We start from the raw sequence: 16,096 nt of genomic DNA on the forward strand, positions 1-16,096 counted from the left end.
GGCGTCAGCCGCCGAGATCCGGGTCGATGTCCCGCGGGCGCACGTACCGGTCGAGGTGCCCGCGGTCCGGCGCGATCTCCGCCCAGCGGTCGCCGTCGAAGTCGATCACCACGAAGGCCGCGGTCGGGAATTCCAGGGCCAGCCGGTCCCGGGCCGCCCGCGGTCCCGAGCCCGCGAGGATTGCGGCGAGGTCGCCGAGGCCCGGATTGTGGCCGACGACGATCAGCGTGGCGGCCGCGTCGGGCGCCTGCCGGATCACCCCGAGGATCCGGTCCGCCGGCGCCTCGTAGATCTCGGAATGCCAGCGCGTCTCGGGGCTGCCGAGGGCCGCCTCCATCGCGGCCCAGGTCTCGCGGGTCCGCGCGGCGGTGGAGACCAGGGCGAGGTCCGGGCACAGGCCCTCCCGCGCGAGGTGGGCGCCCACCGCCGGGGCGGCCCGTGTCCCGCGCGCGTTGAGCGGGCGCTCGTGGTCCGCCACGCCCGGCGGACGGTCGGACTTGGCGTGCCGCAGCAGGATCAGCCTGCGCATGAGCGAACCTCTGACGCGTCTCGTGGGCCGGTCTCGGGGCTGCCGGTCCGGGCGCGCGCGACCGGACCGGGCGGTGCCCGCTCCCGCCCGGTTAGCCGAAAGCGCCGCGTGCGGGAACCTCGGCTTTGCCCGCACCGTTCCGACCGGGAGCCGTCCGCAGCACGGCCCGCGGCCCGATCCGCGGCGCGACGGTCTCTGGCCAGGAGGCTGCCCGATGGACCGATCCGCCCGCGTCACCGAGATCCTGTCGTGGTACGGGGCCGACAGCCCCGGGACCCTCACCAACCTCGCCCGGATGCTGGAGCACGGCAAGCTCGGCGGCACCGGCAAGATGCTGATCCTGCCCGTCGACCAGGGCTTCGAGCACGGGCCCGCCCGCAGCTTCGGCCCGAACCCGCCGGCCTACGACCCGCACTACCATTTCGAGCTGGCCCTGGCGGCGGGGTGCAACGCCTACGCGGCGCCGCTCGGCTTCCTGGAGGCGGGCGCGCGCGACTATGCCGGGCGCATCCCGCTGATCCTGAAGCTCAACGATCACGACCTCCTGGCCGACGAGGAGGATCCCGAGCAGGCGATCACCGGCTCGGTGGCCGACGCCCTGCGGCTCGGCGCCTGCGCCATCGGCTTCACGATCTACCCGGGCTCCGCACACCGCAACGCCATGTACGGGCAGATCCGCGCGATCGCCGAGGAGGCCAAGAGCGTCGGCCTCGCCGTGGTGATCTGGTCCTACGCCCGCGGCTCGGCCCTGTCGAAGGAGGGCGAGACCGCCATCGACGTGATCGGCTACGCGGCCCAGATCGCCGCGCAGCTCGGCGCCCACATCATCAAGGTGAAGCTGCCCTCGGCCCATATCGAGCAGCCGGCGGCGAAGAAGGTCTACGAATCGACCGGCATCCCGATCGGCACGGCGGCCGAGCGCGTCCGCCACGTGGTGCAGTGCGCGTTCAATGGCCGGCGGATCGTGATCTTCTCCGGCGGCGCCCAGGCCGAGGAGGCCAGCTTCCTCGACGAGATCCGCGCCATCCAGGCGGGGGGCGGCTTCGGCTCGATCGTGGGCCGCAACGCGTTCCAGCGCTCGAAGGCGGACGCCCTGTCGCTGCTCGGCAAGATCACTGACATCTACGCGGGCCGCTGAGGCAGCCCCGCGTTCAGCCGCCGTCGCGGGCCAGCCGGGCGAGCCCGTCGCGGGTCGGCCCGGCCGGCCGCCAGCCGAGGGACGCGAGCCCGTCGGCGCGGGCGACGAGACCCTCGGCGACGCGGGCGAACTGCGCGTCCCGGCCGGTCAGCCGGCAGGCCAGCCGGAGGAGCCCGGCCGGGACCGGGACGAGGCCCGGGCCGCGGCCGAGGCCCTGGCGGAGGGACGCGATCATCTCGGGCAGGCTGAGCGGGTCCGGGTCGGCCGCGACGAGGGCGCGGTTCAGGGGGGCGGGCGCCGCCAGCACCGCGTCCACGGCACCCGACAGGCTCTCCAGTGAGATCAGCGAGCGCCGCGCCGCGAGGCCGCCCAGGGGCAGCGGGTAGGGACTCCGCGCCAGCCGCAGGAGCGCGGCCATGTTGCCCTTCACGCCGGTGCCGTAGACGAGGACCGGGCGCAGCGCGACCCAGTCCAGGCCGGTCTCGGCGAGCGCCGCCTCGGCCTCGAGCTTGGAGCGGCCGTAGGCGTCGGTGGGCCGGGGCGGATCGCCTTCCCCGACCACGCCCGGCGCGCTCGCCCCGACCTGCGCGCGGATCGACGACAGGAACACGAAGCGGCGCACCTTCGCGCGCGCCGCGGCTTCCGCCAGCCGGCGCGTCGCCTCGGTGTTGAGCGTGCGGTAGTCGTCCTCCGGTGCCCCCGACATAGCATGGGCGAGGCCGGCCGAGTGCACCACCGCGTCGACGCCGCTGAGGGCCGCCGCCATGTTGATCGGGCGGGTCAGGTCGCCGACGACCGCGCTCGCCGCGCCCTCCGGCACGGTCGTGGGCCGGCGCAGCAGCACGCGGACCCGGTAGCCGCGCGCGGTGAGGTCGGCGAGCAGGTGGCGGCCGATGAACCCGGTCGCCCCGGTGAGCGCGATGAGTCCGGTCACGGCTGGGCGGCCTCTGTCACGGCTGGGCGGCACCTTCGGCTGGGGCCGGCGCCGGGGCGCGGGCGAAGCGGCGGAGCAGGGCGGCGACCAGGGCGAGCCCGGCGACCGATGCGGCGAGCGTGACCGGCCAGGACGGCCAAAGCAAGGTCGCGGCGGCGAGCGCCGCCAGGGCGAGATTGGCCGCGAACACCCGTCCGACCACGCCGGGCACGGTGAGCCCGTTGACGGTGGCCCGCTGGTAATAGTGCCCGCGATGGGCCTCCCAGACCCGCTCGCCCCGCGCCGCCCGCGCGGCGAGGGTCAGGCTGGCATCGGCGAGGTAGACGAGCGGCAGCAGCAGCGCGGCGGCGAGCCCGCCCGCCAGGGCGAGCTGGCACAGCAGCCACGCGGTGACGAGCCCGACCGGCAGCGAGCCGACATCCCCGAGGAAGAGCCGCGCGACCGGCCGGTTGAACGGCGCGAAGCCCAGCACCGCGCCGAGCAGGCTCGCCGCCACCAGGGTCGGCAGCGGCGGCAGGTGCCCGGCGAGGCCGATGAGCAGGAGCGCGCCCGCCACCGGGACGATCTCCGCCACCGTCATCCAGTCGAGCCCGTCCATGAAGTTCGTCAGGTTGACGAACCACAGGCCCGCCAGCAGCGCCAGGCCGCGCTCCAGCCAGAGCGGCAGGCCGGGCAGCAGGCGCCCGTCCAGGTGCCAGACCAGCAGGCCGACCACGACGGCCTGCACGGCGAGCCGCAGGGCGGCCGGCAGCGGCCGGACGTCGTCCACGGCGCCGAGGACCGCCAGGGCCAGGGCGCCGCCGGCGACCCAGATCCAGTCCGGCCGGCCGCCGATCTCCGGCGCCGCGATCAGCAGGCCCGAGATCGTGACCAGCGCCGTCACCACGGCGATCCCGCCCCCCTGCGGGGTCGGCACGGTGTGGCTGGAGCGGGCGTTCGGCCGGGCCAGGGCGTAGCGCTGCAGCAGCGGGCGCAGGCGCAGGATCAGGCCCGCCGAGAGCGCGGCGGCGAGGGGCACCGCCAGGAGCAGGATCGCGGTCAGGGCGGACGGCAGGGCGGACAGGGCGGGCGGCGCGTCGGGCGGCAAATCGGGCGGCATGGCGCCGTCCTACGCGATCCGCCGCCCGACCGTGAGAGGGGCTACGCCGCCCGCACCGTGGCGAGGAAGCGCGCGACCTCGGCCCCGAGATGCTCGGACTGACGCGACATCTCGCTCGCGGCCCCGAGCACCTGGGCGGCGGCGGCGCCGGTCTCCTCGGCGGACTGGGCGAGGCTCGCGATGGTGCCGGTGACCGCGCCGGTGCCGGCGGCCGCCTCGGCGACGTTGCGGACGATCTCCTGCGTGGCCGCGCCCTGCTGCTCCACGGCGGCCGCGATGCTGGAGGCCACACCGTCGATCTCGCGGATGCGCCGGCCGATCCCGTCGATCGCCGACGCCGCCTGCCCGGTGGAGGACTGGATCCGGCCGATCTGGCCGGTGATCTCCTCGGTGGCCCGGGCGGTCTGCTCTGCGAGCGCCTTGACCTCCGTGGCCACCACCGCGAAGCCGCGGCCCGCGGCGCCGGCGCGCGCCGCCTCGATCGTGGCGTTGAGCGCCAGCAGGTTGGTCTGGGCGGCGATCCCGGAGATCAGCGCCACCACGTCGCCGACCTTCGCGGCCGCGCCGCTCAGGTCCTGGACCAGCGCCACCGTGTTGGTCGCCTCGGCGACCGCGACCCGCGCGAGCTCCGCCGAGCTGCTGACCTGCCGGCCGATCTCCTGCACCGAGGAGCCGAGCTCCTCGGCGGCGGCCGCGACGGTGTTGACGTTGGCGGCGGCGTCGCTCGCGGCGCCCGCGACGGTGCCGGACTGCCCGGCGGCCTCGGTCGCGCTGCCGGTCAGGGTCCGGGCGGTGGCCTCCAGCTCGGTCGCGGCCGCCGACACCCCGCCGACGATGCCGCCCACCGCCTGCTCGAAGGCGTCGGCCATGGCCCGGGTCGCGGCCCGGCGCTGCGTCTCGGCATCGGCGCGGGCCAGCGCCGTCTCGGCCTCCAGGGCGCGCGCGCGGACGAGGTTGTCGCGGAACACCACCACGGAGCCCGCGAGCGCCCCGATCTCGTCGCGGCGCTCCTGCCCGGAGATCGCCACCTCGGCGTCGCCCGCCGCGAGGCGCTGCGTGACGGCGGCGATCTTGCGGAGCGGCCCGCTGACGCCGCGGGTCACCAGCACGAAGGCCCCGAGGGCCACCAGCAGGGCGAGGCCGGCGAGCGCCAGCACGTTCCGCTTGGCGGCGTCGTAGGTCTGCGCGATCAGCGTGCCGCTCGCCTGCGAGCCGTCGCCGTTCAGGGCGACGAGCTTCTCCCAGTCGGCCATGATGGCGCGGATGCTATCCGACATCACCGTGTTGTAGATCCGCTGGCCGCCGGCGACGTCGCCCGCCTCGGCCTTGGCCACCGCCTCCCGCTGCTGCTCGGCGTAGGTGGCCACGTGCTGGCGGAACACCGCGTAGGCCTCGCGCTCGGGCTGGGTCAGCGGCAGGGCCTCGTACCGGGCGTACTGGGCCGCGAGCAGCGCGTCACGCTTGGCGATCTGGTCGGCGACCTCGGCGCGCAGCGCGGGCGTGTCGGCGGTGATCAGGCGGACGGCGTTGACCCGCTGCCGCATGAAGTTGATGCCGATCCGGCCGAGGGCGTCGGTGGCCGGGATGCGCGTGTCGCGCAGCTGCGCGGCGGCGGACTCGATGCGGCCGAGCTCGGCCAGCGAGAGGCCGCTCGTCGCGGCGATCAGCAGCACCAGGGCCGCGAGACACAGGCCGAGCTTGGCCGCGATGGAGATACCGGCGCGCATAGGATTCGTCCCCGGTCCCGCACGTGGGACCGGGGCCTATGCTTGTCTGAGAAATATTAAGGTTGTTTGGTCCTGCCCGGACCGCGCGCGGTCCAGGCAGTCTCGGTCCGCTAGTAGACCTGGGCCTCGGCGCGCGGCGGATCCGCCGGGCCGTCCCGTCGATCCAGACCCTTCTCCACGACCTTGGCGAGCCCGACCATGATCTGGTCGATGGCGTAGTCCTTCGGCGTGTAGACGGCGCGCACGCCCATGTTCTTGAGGACCAGCTCGTCCTCCGGGGAGATGATGCCGCCGACCACCACCGGGATGTGGTCGAGCCCGGCCTCGCGCATCTTGGCGCGGACCTCCCGCACCAGCGGCACGTGGGAGCCGGACAGGATCGACAGGCCGACCACGTGGGCGCCGGTCTCCTTGGCCTTCGCGACGATCTCGGCCGGCGTCTGGCGGATGCCGTCGTAGGTGACGTCGAAGCCGACGTCGCGGGCGCGGAGCGCGATCTGCTCGGCGCCGTTGGAGTGGCCGTCGAGGCCGGGCTTGCCGACCACGAGCTTCGGCGTCTCGCCCAGCCGCTCGCCGAGATCGGCGATCAGGAGCTTGGCCTCCTCGGCCGCGCCGCTGGAGACGGTCTCCACGGTGACGCCGGTGGGCGCCCGGTACTCGCCGAACACCGCGCGCAGGCGCGCGCCCCACTCGCCGGTCGTGACGCCGGCCCTGGCGGCCTCGATCGAGGGCGGCATGATGTTGGCGCCGGAGCGCGCCGCCTGCTCCAGGGCGTCGAGGGCTTGGCCCACGGCGTTCTCGTCGCGGCGGCCGCGCCACTCGCGGATCCGGCTCTGCGCCTCCATCTCGACGGTCTCGGAGACGGAGAAGATCGCCCCCTCCCCGGCCGTGAGCGGCGACGGCTCGCCCTGCTGCCACTTGTTGACGCCGACCACGATCTGATCGCCGGCCTCGATCGCCGAGATCCGGCGCGCGTTCGACTCCACCAGCGCGCGCTTGAGCGCCCCGGTTTCCACCGCCGCGACCGCGCCGCCGATGCCGCCGATCCGCTCCAGCTCGGCGCGGGTCTGCGCCTTCAGCTCCTCGACCTTGGCCTCGATCACGTGGCTGCCGTCGAAGATGTCGTCGTACTCGAGGAGGTCGGTCTCGAAGGCCAGGATCTGCTGCATGCGCATGGACCATTGCTGGTCCCAGGGCCGCGGCAGGCCGAGCGCCTCGTTCCAGGCCGGGAGCTGCACCGCGCGGGCGCGGGCGCGCTTGGACAGCGTCACCGCCAGCATCTCGATCAGGATGCGGTGGACGTTGTTCTCGGGCTGCTGCTCGGTGAGTCCCAGGGAGTTCACCTGCACGCCGTACCGGAAGATGCGCTTCTTCGGGTCGTCGATGCCGTAGCGCTCGCGGGCGATCTCGTCCCAGAGCTCCGAGAACGCCCGCATCTTGCAGATCTCGGTGACGAACCGCAGGCCCGCGTTCACGAAGAACGAGATCCGGCCGAAGACGTCGGAGAAGCTCTCGGCGTCGAACTCGGGGTCCTCGCGCACGGTGTCGAGCACCGCGATGGCGATGGCGAGCGCGTAGGAGAGCTCCTGGACCGGCGTCGCCCCCGCCTCCTGCAGGTGGTAGGAGCAGACGTTCATCGGGTTCCACTTAGGCACGTTCTTGGTCGTGAACAGGATCACGTCCTTGGTGAGCCGGAGGGACGGCGCGGGCGGGAACACGTAGGTGCCGCGCGACAGGTACTCCTTGATGATGTCGTTCTGGGTCGTGCCCTGGAGGGCGGCGATCGGCGCGCCCTGCTCCTCGGCCACCGCGAGGTAGAGCGCCAGCAGCCACGGGGCCGTGGCGTTGATCGTCATCGAGGTGTTCATCTGGGCGAGCGGGATGTCCTGGAACAGGGTCCGCATGTCGCCGAGATGCGCGATCGAGACGCCGACCTTGCCGACCTCGCCGCGGGACAGCTCGTGGTCGGGGTCGTAGCCGGTCTGGGTCGGCAGGTCGAAGGCAACCGACAGGCCGGTCTGGCCCTTGGCGAGGTTGCCCCGATAGAGCTTGTTGGACTCCGCCGCGGTCGAGTGCCCCGCGTAGGTGCGGATGATCCAGGGCTTGTCGCGGCTCGACTTGTCGCTCCTGGTCTCGGCGACGCTCGCGCCCATTCCTCGCCTCCGTGTGATCTTTGTATCCGCGCGGGGCGCGGCCTTGCGGTCACCGTAGCGAAGGCTTGAGCACGCGTCATCCGGGACGGAAGTGCAAGACGCCCGCGCGGGCATCCGCGGCTCATGAAAAAACTTGCCCGCCGGAACAGCGGGATTTGAAGGCGCCGCGGCGCGCCGCCGCCCGCGCGCCGCCCGCACCCGCGGTCCGGACGGTGCCGCGCGACGGTCCCGATCCGCTTTATCAGTGCTGGTATAATGTCCACCTGAACTGTTCTTCGCGGGACTTGCCGTTGTTCAGGCGCGAGAGAGCAAGTCGAACCAATGACTTAGAGGTGCATGTGCTCGCCGGACGGCCCGGGGCAGCTCGGGCGCGCGGCGGTGGAGTCGGGCAAGGTCTCGGGGCCGGGGCGACCGAGGCCGGCGCCGAATAATACTTGGTCTGCCGGAAAGCCGATTTTGAATACGTGGTCGCGCGCCCTGTGCTCGCGCTTTTTTCATGTCGGAAACCGTCGGCTTTCGACTTTCGGCCCACTTGGACGCCTCCGGCATCGCCGGTATAGCGCGATGGAGAACCGCGGCCGTGAGAAACACGCGGGACGAGAGGAGAGCGAGATGGCGGCGAGCGCTGCGATCAGTCCGACGGGCGGGGAGGTCAAGGACCTCTACGAGATGGGTGAGATCCCGCCGCTGGGTCATGTGCCGGCCAAGATGTATGCCTGGGCGATCCGGCGCGAGCGGCACGGACCCCCGGAACAGTCCCACCAGCTCGAGGTGCTGCCGGTCTGGGAGATCGGCGACGACGAGGTGCTGGTCTACGTCATGGCGGCGGGCGTCAACTACAACGGCGTCTGGGCCGGCCTCGGCGAGCCGATCTCGCCCTTCGACGTCCACAAGGGCGAGTACCACATCGCGGGCTCCGACGCCTCCGGCATCGTCTGGAAGGTCGGCTCCAAGGTGAAGCGCTGGAAGGTCGGCGACGAGGTCATCGTCCACTGCAACCGCGACGACGGCGACGACGAGGAGTGCAACGGCGGCGACCCGATGTTCTCGCCCTCGCAGCGGATCTGGGGCTACGAGACCGGCGACGGCTCGTTCGCGCAGTTCTGCCGGGTGCAGTCCCGCCAGCTCATGGTCCGGCCGAAGCACCTCACCTGGGAGGAGGCCGCCTGCTACACGCTGACGCTCGCCACCGCCTACCGCATGCTGTTCGGCCACGCCCCGCACACGGTGAAGCCGGGCCAGAACGTGCTGATCTGGGGTGCCTCCGGCGGCCTCGGCGTGTTCGGCGTGCAGCTCTGCGCGGCCTCGGGCGCCAACGCCATCGCGGTGATCTCGGACGAGTCGAAGCGCGACTACGTGATGAGCCTCGGCGCCAAGGGCGTCATCAACCGCAAGGACTTCGACTGCTGGGGCCAGCTCCCCAAGGTCAACAGCCCCGAGTTCCACGCCTGGACCAAGGAGGCGCGCAAGTTCGGCAAGGCGATCTGGGACATCACCGGCAAGCAGGACGTCGACATCGTGTTCGAGCATCCGGGCGAGGCGACCTTCCCGGTCTCGGCGCTGGTGGTGAAGCGCGGCGGCATGGTGGTGTTCTGCGCCGGCACGACCGGCTTCAACATCACCTTCGACGCCCGCTACGTCTGGATGCGGCAGAAGCGCATCCAGGGCTCGCACTTCGCCCACCTCAAGCAGGCCTCGTCGGCGAACCAGTTCGTGCTCGACCGGCGGATCGACCCGTGCATGAGCGAGGTCTTCCCCTGGGACAAGATCCCCCAGGCCCACACCAAGATGTGGAAGAACCAGCACCCGCCGGGCAACATGGCCTGCCTCGTCAACTCCCCGCGCGCCGGCCTGCGCACGGTCGAGGACGTGATCGAGGCCGGTCCGCTGAAGCGGTAAGGCGCTCCGTCGGGCCGGTTCCCGCTCTCGCGCGGGGCCGGCCCGATCGGCTAGGCTCGCGGCGTCCCGCGCCGACTCGGCGACCGATTCGGTGTGCCGGGGCGCTGATGACGGGCCCACGCGATCCTCACAGGACCCGGCCCCGATCCGGACAGGGGGCACGGTTTTGAGCGGCGACGACGAGGCTTACGTCTACGACGAGGCGACGGGCGAGTGGCTCCCGCCCGGGTCCGCGGCCGCACCCGCCGAGACGAGAGCCGTCCGCGACGCGGCCGGCAACGTCCTGGCCGACGGCGATTCGGTCACGCTGATCAAGGACCTCAAGGTCAAGGGCGCGAACCAGACCCTGAAGCAGGGTACGGTCATCCGGTCGATCCGGCTCACGGACGATCCGGAGGAGATCGACTGCCGCCACGACACCATCAAGGGCCTCGTGCTGCGCACCGAGTTCGTGCGCAAGCGCTGAGGCCGATGCGGGGCGGCGCTTCTCCCGGCCGCGCTACCGCCGCCGCGTCTCGTCCTGCGGCAGGTGGCGGCCGTAGGCCTCCTGCTTCTCGGCGCGCTCCTGGATCAGGTCGGCGTAGGCCTGCTGCATCTCCGGCGAGACGCTGATGCTCTTGCCCTTGGCGGCCTTGCGCTTGGGCGCCTTCTTGAAGGTGTTGTTCGTGTCGCTCATGCCGGGCTCCGCGTCGAACCGTGGCGGCATCGCGTGGCCGGACGACCGATCCGGGATCCGGCCGCCGCCCAGGGCCGGACATCCGCCCTGTAGCGCATCGCGGCGCCGGACGCACGGCTGCCGGGACCGGGCCGACACCGGCCCGGCACCGGATTGATCTGGCCTGTCGCTGCGGCCTCTGCCAGGATCGGGACGACGCGGTGCAGAGAGGGTCGGGGGCGGGCATGGATTCGGGTGACGCGTCGCGGTGTCGGAACCCGGATACCCTGCGCGGCCGCGCCCGGCGCGCGACGGCCCTCGCGATCCTGATCGCCCTCGGCACCGGGCCTGTCGGGGCCCAGGACCGGCCGGCGCCCGCCCGGGCCGCCCCCAGACCCGCGCCGGCGGCCGGCGCGCCGGCCGACCCCGTCTTCGAGGCGATGCGGGCGGGCTTCGAGGCCCTGCCGGAGGCCGACCGAAAGGCCGTCCAGGACGCCCTGGTCTGGACCGGCGATTTCAACGCCGTCGTGTCGGGGGCCTTCGGGCGCCGGACCTTCGAGGCGCTCACCGCCTACGGCGCCCGGACCGGCGGGGCCGACCCCCTCGATCCGCGCGGCCGGGCGGCGCTGCTGGCCGCCGGCGCGGCGGCGCGGAACGCGGCGCGCTTCCGCGTCGCGGTCGATCCCGGGACCGGCGCCGTGATGGGCGTGCCCGAGAGACTCCTGGCGAAACGGACCGCCCTGCCCTCCGGAACCCGCTGGCAGAGCCAGGACGGCCGCGTCACCCTGGAATCCCGCGCCTTCCCGCCGGGGGCCGAGAGCCTCGACGCGCTGTTCGAGAAGGCGACCGCGCCGCTCCCCGGCCGTAAGGTGACCTACAAGCTGCGGCGGCCGGACACCGTGGTGGTCACCGCCGAGACCGGGCCGGGACTGTCCTACATCCGCTACGCGTCCGGACCGGAGGGCGTGCGGGGGTTCCTGCTCGGCTACGATCGCGCCCTGGCGCCGGAGGTCGACCGGCTCGTGATCGCCGTGGCGAACGCCTTCGTGCCGTTTCCCGATCCCGCCGCGGCGCCGGCCGCGCAGCTACCCTCGAGCCCGGGTCCGGCACCGGCGGCCCGCGTCGCCGCCCACCCGGCGCCCCAGCCGCAGGCCGCGCCGCTGAGGCCGGCGAGCCTCTCCCCCGCGCCGGCCTCGGGCGCGGGTCTCGCGGTGGCACCGGGACGCGTGCTGACCGCCGTCGCCGTGCTGGAGGGCTGCGCCCAGCCCAGGATCGGCCCGGTATCGGCGCGGGTGCTCGCCACCGATCCCGCCGGCCTCGCCCTCCTCGATGTGCCCGGCGCCCCCGCCCCGCTCCGGCCCGCGCTCCGGACCGAGCCCGTCGGTGCCGAGGAGAGCGTGATCGCCCTGGCGCCGGGTGCGGACGGGATCCAGGCCGCTCCCGGTGAGGCGCGGGGCGGCGACGTGATCGCGGCGCTCCAGCCGGGTTCCGGCGGCGCGCCGGTGCTGGACCGGTCGGGGGCCCTCGTCGGTCTCGTCGCCCGCTATCCCGCGGCGCCGCGCCGGGTCGCCGGGGTGGTGCCGCCGGCGCGACTGCCGGTCGTGCCGGCGCGGGCGATCTCCGCCTTCCTCGCCGCCCAGGGCATCGCCGCGGCGGCGCCGCATTCGGGTGGCGGGCCCGGCGCGGTCGCGCCTGCCGTGGTGGGGATCACCTGCCGCTGAGATGCGGGTCGCGCGGCGGATCCCCTGTCGCTCGCGCGGGATCCGCCGGCGTTCACGAGCCTGGGCGGACGAGCCGTCCGCCCAGGCGACGGGCCGCCGCTCAGAGCCGCCCGGTGACCAGGAGCACGATCAGCACGATGAGCAGGATGCCGCCCAGGCCGAAGCCGGGGCCGCGATACGCGCCGCCGCCGAGGAAGCCGCCGCCGCCGAAGGCCAGGATGATCAGGATGATGAGCAGGATGGTGACGAGGGACATCGGTCGCGTTCTCCGGACGGTCGCGCTGGTGCGAGCGTGACCGTTCAAACGCTGCGACATTCCGTTCCGTTCAACGCCAAGCCACGCTTTTGTGAGGAAAATTCCGGATGAGACCCCGGCCTCAGGCGTGCCAGTCCGGCAGAGGCTCCGCGGGCGCGTCGAGCCAGCCTGGAATCGGCAGGCCGCGCTCGGTGAGGAAGGCCGGGTTGAACAGCTTCGAGGCGTAGCGGGCCGCCCCGTCGCAGAGAATCGTCACGATCGTGTGACCGGGCCCGAGGTCCCGGGCCAGCCGGATCGCCCCGGCGACGTTGATGCCCGACGAGCCGCCCAGCGACAGCCCCTCCTCCCGCATCAGCCCGAAGACGATGTCGAGAGCCTCGCGGTCCGGGATCCGGAAGGCGCGGTCGGGGGTGAAGCCCTCGAGGTTCCGGGTGATCCGCCCCTGGCCGATCCCCTCGGTGATCGAGGAGCCCTCGGCCTTCAGGGTGCCGGTCGTGTAGTGGGCGTAGAGGGCCGAGCCCTCCGGATCCGACAGCGCGATCCGCACCTGCGGGTTGCGGGCGCGCAGGGCCTCGGCGGTGCCGGCTAGCGTGCCGCCGGTGCCGGCCGCGCAGACGAAGCCGTCGACCCGGCCGCCGGTCTGCGCCCAGATCTCCGGGCCGGTGCCGTCGACATGGGCCCGCCGGTTGGCGACGTTGTCGAACTGGTCGGCGAAGAAGGCGCCCGCCGGCTCGGTGGCGGCGAGCTTCTCCGCGAGCCGCCGGGCCACGTGGACGTAGTTGTTCGGGTTGGCGAAGGGCACCGCCGGCACTTCCACCAGCCGGGCGCCCGCGAGCCGCAGGGTCTGCTTCTTCTCCTCGGACTGGGTGACCGGGATGACGATCAGCGTCCGGTAGCCGCGCACCGAGGCCACCAGGGCGAGGCCGATGCCGGTGTTGCCGGCGGTGCCCTCGACGATCGTGCCGCCCGGGCGGATCAGGCCCCGCGTCTCCGCGTCCCGCACGATCGAGAGCGCCGCCCGGTCCTTCACCGACAGGCCGGGATTCAGGAACTCCGCCTTGCCGTAGATGGTGCAGCCGGTCTCCTCGGAGGCGCGGCGCAGGCGGATCAGCGGCGTCCGGCCGATGGCGGCCAGGACGTCGGAGGCGGGTTCGCGACTCGGTACGGTCATGGTCGGGAGCCTAGGGTGCCGCGCGGCCGCTGGCGAGCCTCACCCGAACACGTGCCCGCCGTTGATCCGCAGGCCGACCGGGTGGCCGGCCGGGTAGCGCACGCCGTCGAAGTCCTCCACGGCGAGGACGCGCCCCTCAGCGTCGGCCACCTCGATCCGCTGGCGCCCCTGCGTCCGGTACGAGCTGCGCACGGTGCCAGATAGGTGCGCGGCCTCGGGCTCGGCGAGCTGCAGCTGCCAGGGCCGGACGTAGAGCTTGACCGGGCCGAACAGGCTGGCGGGCGCGGCGACCGGCGTCTCCCGGCCCCGGACCAGCACCCGGCCGCCCTCGGCGATCGCCTCCACCTCGACGGAATCGCCCAGGAACTTCATCACGGTGGCGGAGGCCGGGTTCTCCTGCACCTCGTCGGGCGTGCCGACCTGCTCCAGGCGGCCGCGATCGAGCACGGCCACGCGGTCGGACAGCTCCAGCGCCTCGTCCTGGTCGTGGGTCACGAAGATCGTGGTCTGGCCGGTGCGGTCGTGGATCTCGCGCAGCCAGCGGCGCAGGTCCTTGCGGACCTGGGCGTCCAGAGCGCCGAAGGGCTCGTCCAGCAGGAGAACCCGCGGCTCGACCGCGAGGGCCCGGGCGAGCGCCACCCGCTGCCGCTGGCCGCCGGAGAGCTGCGACGGGTAGCGGTCGCCGAACCCGGAGAGGCGGATCAGGTCGAGCAGGTCGCCGACCCGGCGCTTGATCTCGGCCTTGGCCGGCCGGTCGGCGCGGCGCCGCGCGTTCAGCCCGTAGGCGATGTTGTCGGCCACGCTCATGTGCTTGAACAGGGCGTAGTGCTGGAACACGAAGCCCACGGCCCGCTCCTGCACCGGCAGGCCGGTGGCGTCGTCGCCGCCGAACAGGATCCGGCCCCGGTCCGGCGCGTCGAGCCCGGCGATGATCCGCAGCAGCGTCGTCTTGCCCGAGCCCGACGGGCCGAGGAGCCCGATCAGCTCGCCCGCCCGCACGTCCAGCGACAGGTCGTGCAGCACCGCCGCCGTGTCGAACGTCTTCGAGACGTTCTCGACCCGGATCGCCGTGGAGGGGCGATCAGTGTGCCCGGCCGTGCGCGAGCTCACCCGCGAAGCGCCATTCGAGGACGGATTTGAGGACGAGGGTGATGAGGGCAAGGACGGCGAGGAGCGAAGCGACGGCGAATGCGGCGACGAAGTTGTACTCATTGTAGAGGATCTCCACGTGGAGTGGGATGGTGTTGGTCAGGCCGCGGATGTGGCCCGACACCACCGACACCGCTCCGAATTCGCCCATCGCCCGGGCATTGCAGAGGAGCACGCTGTAGAGCAGGCCCCAGCGGATATTGGGCAGCGTCACCGTCCGGAACGCGTGCAGGCCCGAGGCGCCGAGCGTCAGCGCCGCCTCCTCCTCGGCGGTGCCCTGCTCCTGCATCAGCGGGATCAGCTCGCGGGCGACGAACGGGAAGGTCACGAACACCGTCGCCAGGACGATCCCCGGCAGGGCGAACAGGATCTGGACGCCGTGGTTGAGGAGCCAGGAGCCGAACAGGCCCTGGGACCCGAACAGCAGCACGTAGATCAGGCCGGAGACCACCGGAGAGACCGAGAACGGCAGGTCGATCAGGGTGATCAGCAGCGCCTTGCCGGGAAACTCGAACTTGGCGATCGCCCAGGAGGCGGCCAGCCCGAACACGACGTTGAACGGCACCGCGATCGCCGCCACGGTCAGCGTCAGGCGGATCGCGCTCCAGGCGTCGGGCTCCCGGAACGCGTCTAGGAATGCCCCGAGCCCCTTCGAGAAGGCCTGGAGGAAGACCGCGAACAGCGGCAGCACCAGGAACAGCGCCAGGAACGCCACGGCGATCCCGATCAGGACCGCGCGGACGCCGACCCCTTCCGAGGCGACCGGGGCCGGCTTGGCGGCCGGCACGAAGGCGGGGGAGAAGATCTCAGACATAGCCGAACCGCCGCCGTGACCAGGCCTGGATGAGGTTGATGGCGAGCAGCGTCAGGAACGAGATCCCGAGCATGATCGTCGCGATGGCCGCCGCGCCGCCGTAGTCGAACTCGGAGAGCTTGATGACGATGAGCAGCGGCGCGATCTCCGACACGTAGGGCAGGTTGCCGGCGATGAAGATGATCGAGCCGTACTCGCCGACACCCCGGGCGAAGGCGAGCGCGAAGCCGGTGAGCACCGCCGGGATCAGGGGCGGCAGCACCACCCGGGTGAGGGTGACGAGGCGCGTCGCCCCGAGGGTGGCCGAGGCCTCCTCGATCTCCTTGTCGATCTCGGCGATCAGCGGCTGCACGGTCCGCACCGCGAAGGGCAGGCCGATGAACACCATGGCGATGAAGATGCCGACCGGCGTGTAGGCCGCCTGGATTCCGAGGCGCGCGAGCGGCGCGCCGAGCAGCCCGTCCGGCGCGTAGAGCGAGGCGAGCGCGATGCCGGCGACCGCGGTGGGCAGCGCGAAGGGCAGGTCGACGGCGGCGTCGACCAGCTTGCGCCCCGGGAAGCGGTAGCGGGTCAGCACCCAGGCCACCAGGAAGCCGAAGACCGAGGCGACGAGCGCCGCGATCGCCGAGACGCCGAAGCTGATCCGCAGGGCGCTCGCGACCCGCGGATCGGTGGCGACCTCCCAGATGCCCGACAGGCCGAGTCCCGAGGCCTTCACCACCAGTCCGGCCAGCGGCAGCAGGACGATCAGGCCGAGGCAGGTCAGCGTGTAGCCGAAGCTGATCCCGAAGCCCGGGATCACGCTCGGCCGTCGGAATGTCCGACGGGGACGGGGCGTCTGGACCATGATC

General features: G+C 73.0%; 15 protein-coding genes. 4 read left to right on the forward strand and 11 right to left on the reverse strand.

The annotated features are described in order from the left end of the window. Window positions 1-4: 4 nt before the first annotated feature. Window positions 5-529, reverse strand: coding sequence for a SixA phosphatase family protein (locus LXM90_RS18080; protein WP_132368666.1), 525 nt, complete (start codon window positions 527-529; stop codon window positions 5-7). 214 nt (window positions 530-743) lie between these two features. Here LXM90_RS18080 and LXM90_RS18085 point away from each other — a divergent pair, with 214 nt between their 5' ends. Further along, window positions 744-1,667, forward strand: a complete 924-nt coding sequence (locus LXM90_RS18085) for a class I fructose-bisphosphate aldolase (protein ID WP_020092444.1) — start codon at window positions 744-746, stop codon at window positions 1,665-1,667. A 13-nt stretch (window positions 1,668-1,680) separates the two neighbouring features. Here the strand turns inward: LXM90_RS18085 and LXM90_RS18090 are convergent, their stop codons facing one another. The 4 genes from LXM90_RS18090 to LXM90_RS18105 all read right to left on the reverse strand — a co-directional run bounded on the left by LXM90_RS18090 (window position 1,681) and on the right by LXM90_RS18105 (window position 7,580). Then, window positions 1,681-2,601, reverse strand: a complete 921-nt coding sequence (locus LXM90_RS18090) for an NAD-dependent epimerase/dehydratase family protein (RefSeq protein ID WP_234080983.1) — start codon at window positions 2,599-2,601, stop codon at window positions 1,681-1,683. 16 nt (window positions 2,602-2,617) lie between these two features. Continuing rightward, on the reverse strand, window positions 2,618-3,700 hold the full coding sequence (locus LXM90_RS18095; RefSeq protein WP_234080984.1) for an MraY family glycosyltransferase: 1,083 nt from the start codon (window positions 3,698-3,700) through the stop codon (window positions 2,618-2,620). Between the two features lie 41 nt (window positions 3,701-3,741). After that, window positions 3,742-5,427 (reverse strand): methyl-accepting chemotaxis protein, encoded by a 1,686-nt coding sequence (locus LXM90_RS18100; RefSeq protein ID WP_234080985.1) that lies wholly within the window; start codon window positions 5,425-5,427, stop codon window positions 3,742-3,744. Between the two features lie 110 nt (window positions 5,428-5,537). Beyond that, entirely contained in the window at window positions 5,538-7,580 is a 2,043-nt protein-coding gene (locus LXM90_RS18105; RefSeq protein ID WP_091979820.1) for a protein meaA, read from the reverse strand. Between the two features lie 612 nt (window positions 7,581-8,192). Between LXM90_RS18105 and ccrA the strand changes: the two genes are divergently transcribed. Beyond that, window positions 8,193-9,479 carry a crotonyl-CoA carboxylase/reductase gene (gene ccrA / locus LXM90_RS18110; protein ID WP_042672037.1) on the forward strand — a complete coding sequence of 429 codons (1,287 nt, stop codon included), beginning with the start codon at window positions 8,193-8,195 and terminating at the stop codon, window positions 9,477-9,479. Between the two features lie 166 nt (window positions 9,480-9,645). Next, complete coding sequence (locus tag LXM90_RS18115; protein WP_091927268.1) at window positions 9,646-9,945, forward strand: alkylphosphonate utilization protein; 300 nt, start codon at window positions 9,646-9,648, stop codon at window positions 9,943-9,945. 33 nt (window positions 9,946-9,978) lie between these two features. On the opposite strand, the gene LXM90_RS18120 is transcribed toward LXM90_RS18115, so the two are convergent. Further along, the gene (locus LXM90_RS18120) at window positions 9,979-10,155 is read right to left on the reverse strand and encodes a hypothetical protein (RefSeq protein WP_234080986.1); all 177 of its coding nucleotides are present in this window, start codon (window positions 10,153-10,155) and stop codon (window positions 9,979-9,981) included. A 224-nt stretch (window positions 10,156-10,379) separates the two neighbouring features. Here LXM90_RS18120 and LXM90_RS18125 point away from each other — a divergent pair, with 224 nt between their 5' ends. Then, complete coding sequence (locus LXM90_RS18125; RefSeq protein WP_234080987.1) at window positions 10,380-11,855, forward strand: serine protease; 1,476 nt, start codon at window positions 10,380-10,382, stop codon at window positions 11,853-11,855. Window positions 11,856-11,955: 100 nt separating this feature from the next. Here the strand turns inward: LXM90_RS18125 and LXM90_RS18130 are convergent, their stop codons facing one another. The 5 genes from LXM90_RS18130 to cysT form a co-directional block, all read right to left on the reverse strand. Beyond that, window positions 11,956-12,111 carry a hypothetical protein gene (locus LXM90_RS18130; RefSeq protein ID WP_007563230.1) on the reverse strand — a complete coding sequence of 52 codons (156 nt, stop codon included), beginning with the start codon at window positions 12,109-12,111 and terminating at the stop codon, window positions 11,956-11,958. A 121-nt stretch (window positions 12,112-12,232) separates the two neighbouring features. After that, window positions 12,233-13,282, reverse strand: coding sequence for a cysteine synthase A (locus LXM90_RS18135; protein ID WP_103985480.1), 1,050 nt, complete (start codon window positions 13,280-13,282; stop codon window positions 12,233-12,235). Between the two features lie 39 nt (window positions 13,283-13,321). Next, window positions 13,322-14,392: a sulfate/molybdate ABC transporter ATP-binding protein gene (locus LXM90_RS18140; protein ID WP_234080988.1), complete on the reverse strand. Its 1,071-nt coding sequence runs from the start codon at window positions 14,390-14,392 to the stop codon at window positions 13,322-13,324. Beyond that, on the reverse strand, window positions 14,364-15,245 hold the full coding sequence (gene cysW / locus LXM90_RS18145) for a sulfate ABC transporter permease subunit CysW (RefSeq protein ID WP_091682273.1): 882 nt from the start codon (window positions 15,243-15,245) through the stop codon (window positions 14,364-14,366). Before cysW ends, LXM90_RS18140 begins: the two co-directional genes overlap by 29 nt. Beyond that, entirely contained in the window at window positions 15,238-16,092 is an 855-nt protein-coding gene (cysT, locus tag LXM90_RS18150) for a sulfate ABC transporter permease subunit CysT (RefSeq protein ID WP_103985479.1), read from the reverse strand. The genes cysW and cysT overlap by 8 nt, the downstream gene beginning before the upstream one ends. Between the last annotated feature and the right edge of the window lie 4 nt (window positions 16,093-16,096).

The sequence above is a fragment of the Methylobacterium oryzae genome (assembly GCF_021398735.1).
Taxonomy (GTDB): Bacteria; Pseudomonadota; Alphaproteobacteria; order Rhizobiales; family Beijerinckiaceae; genus Methylobacterium.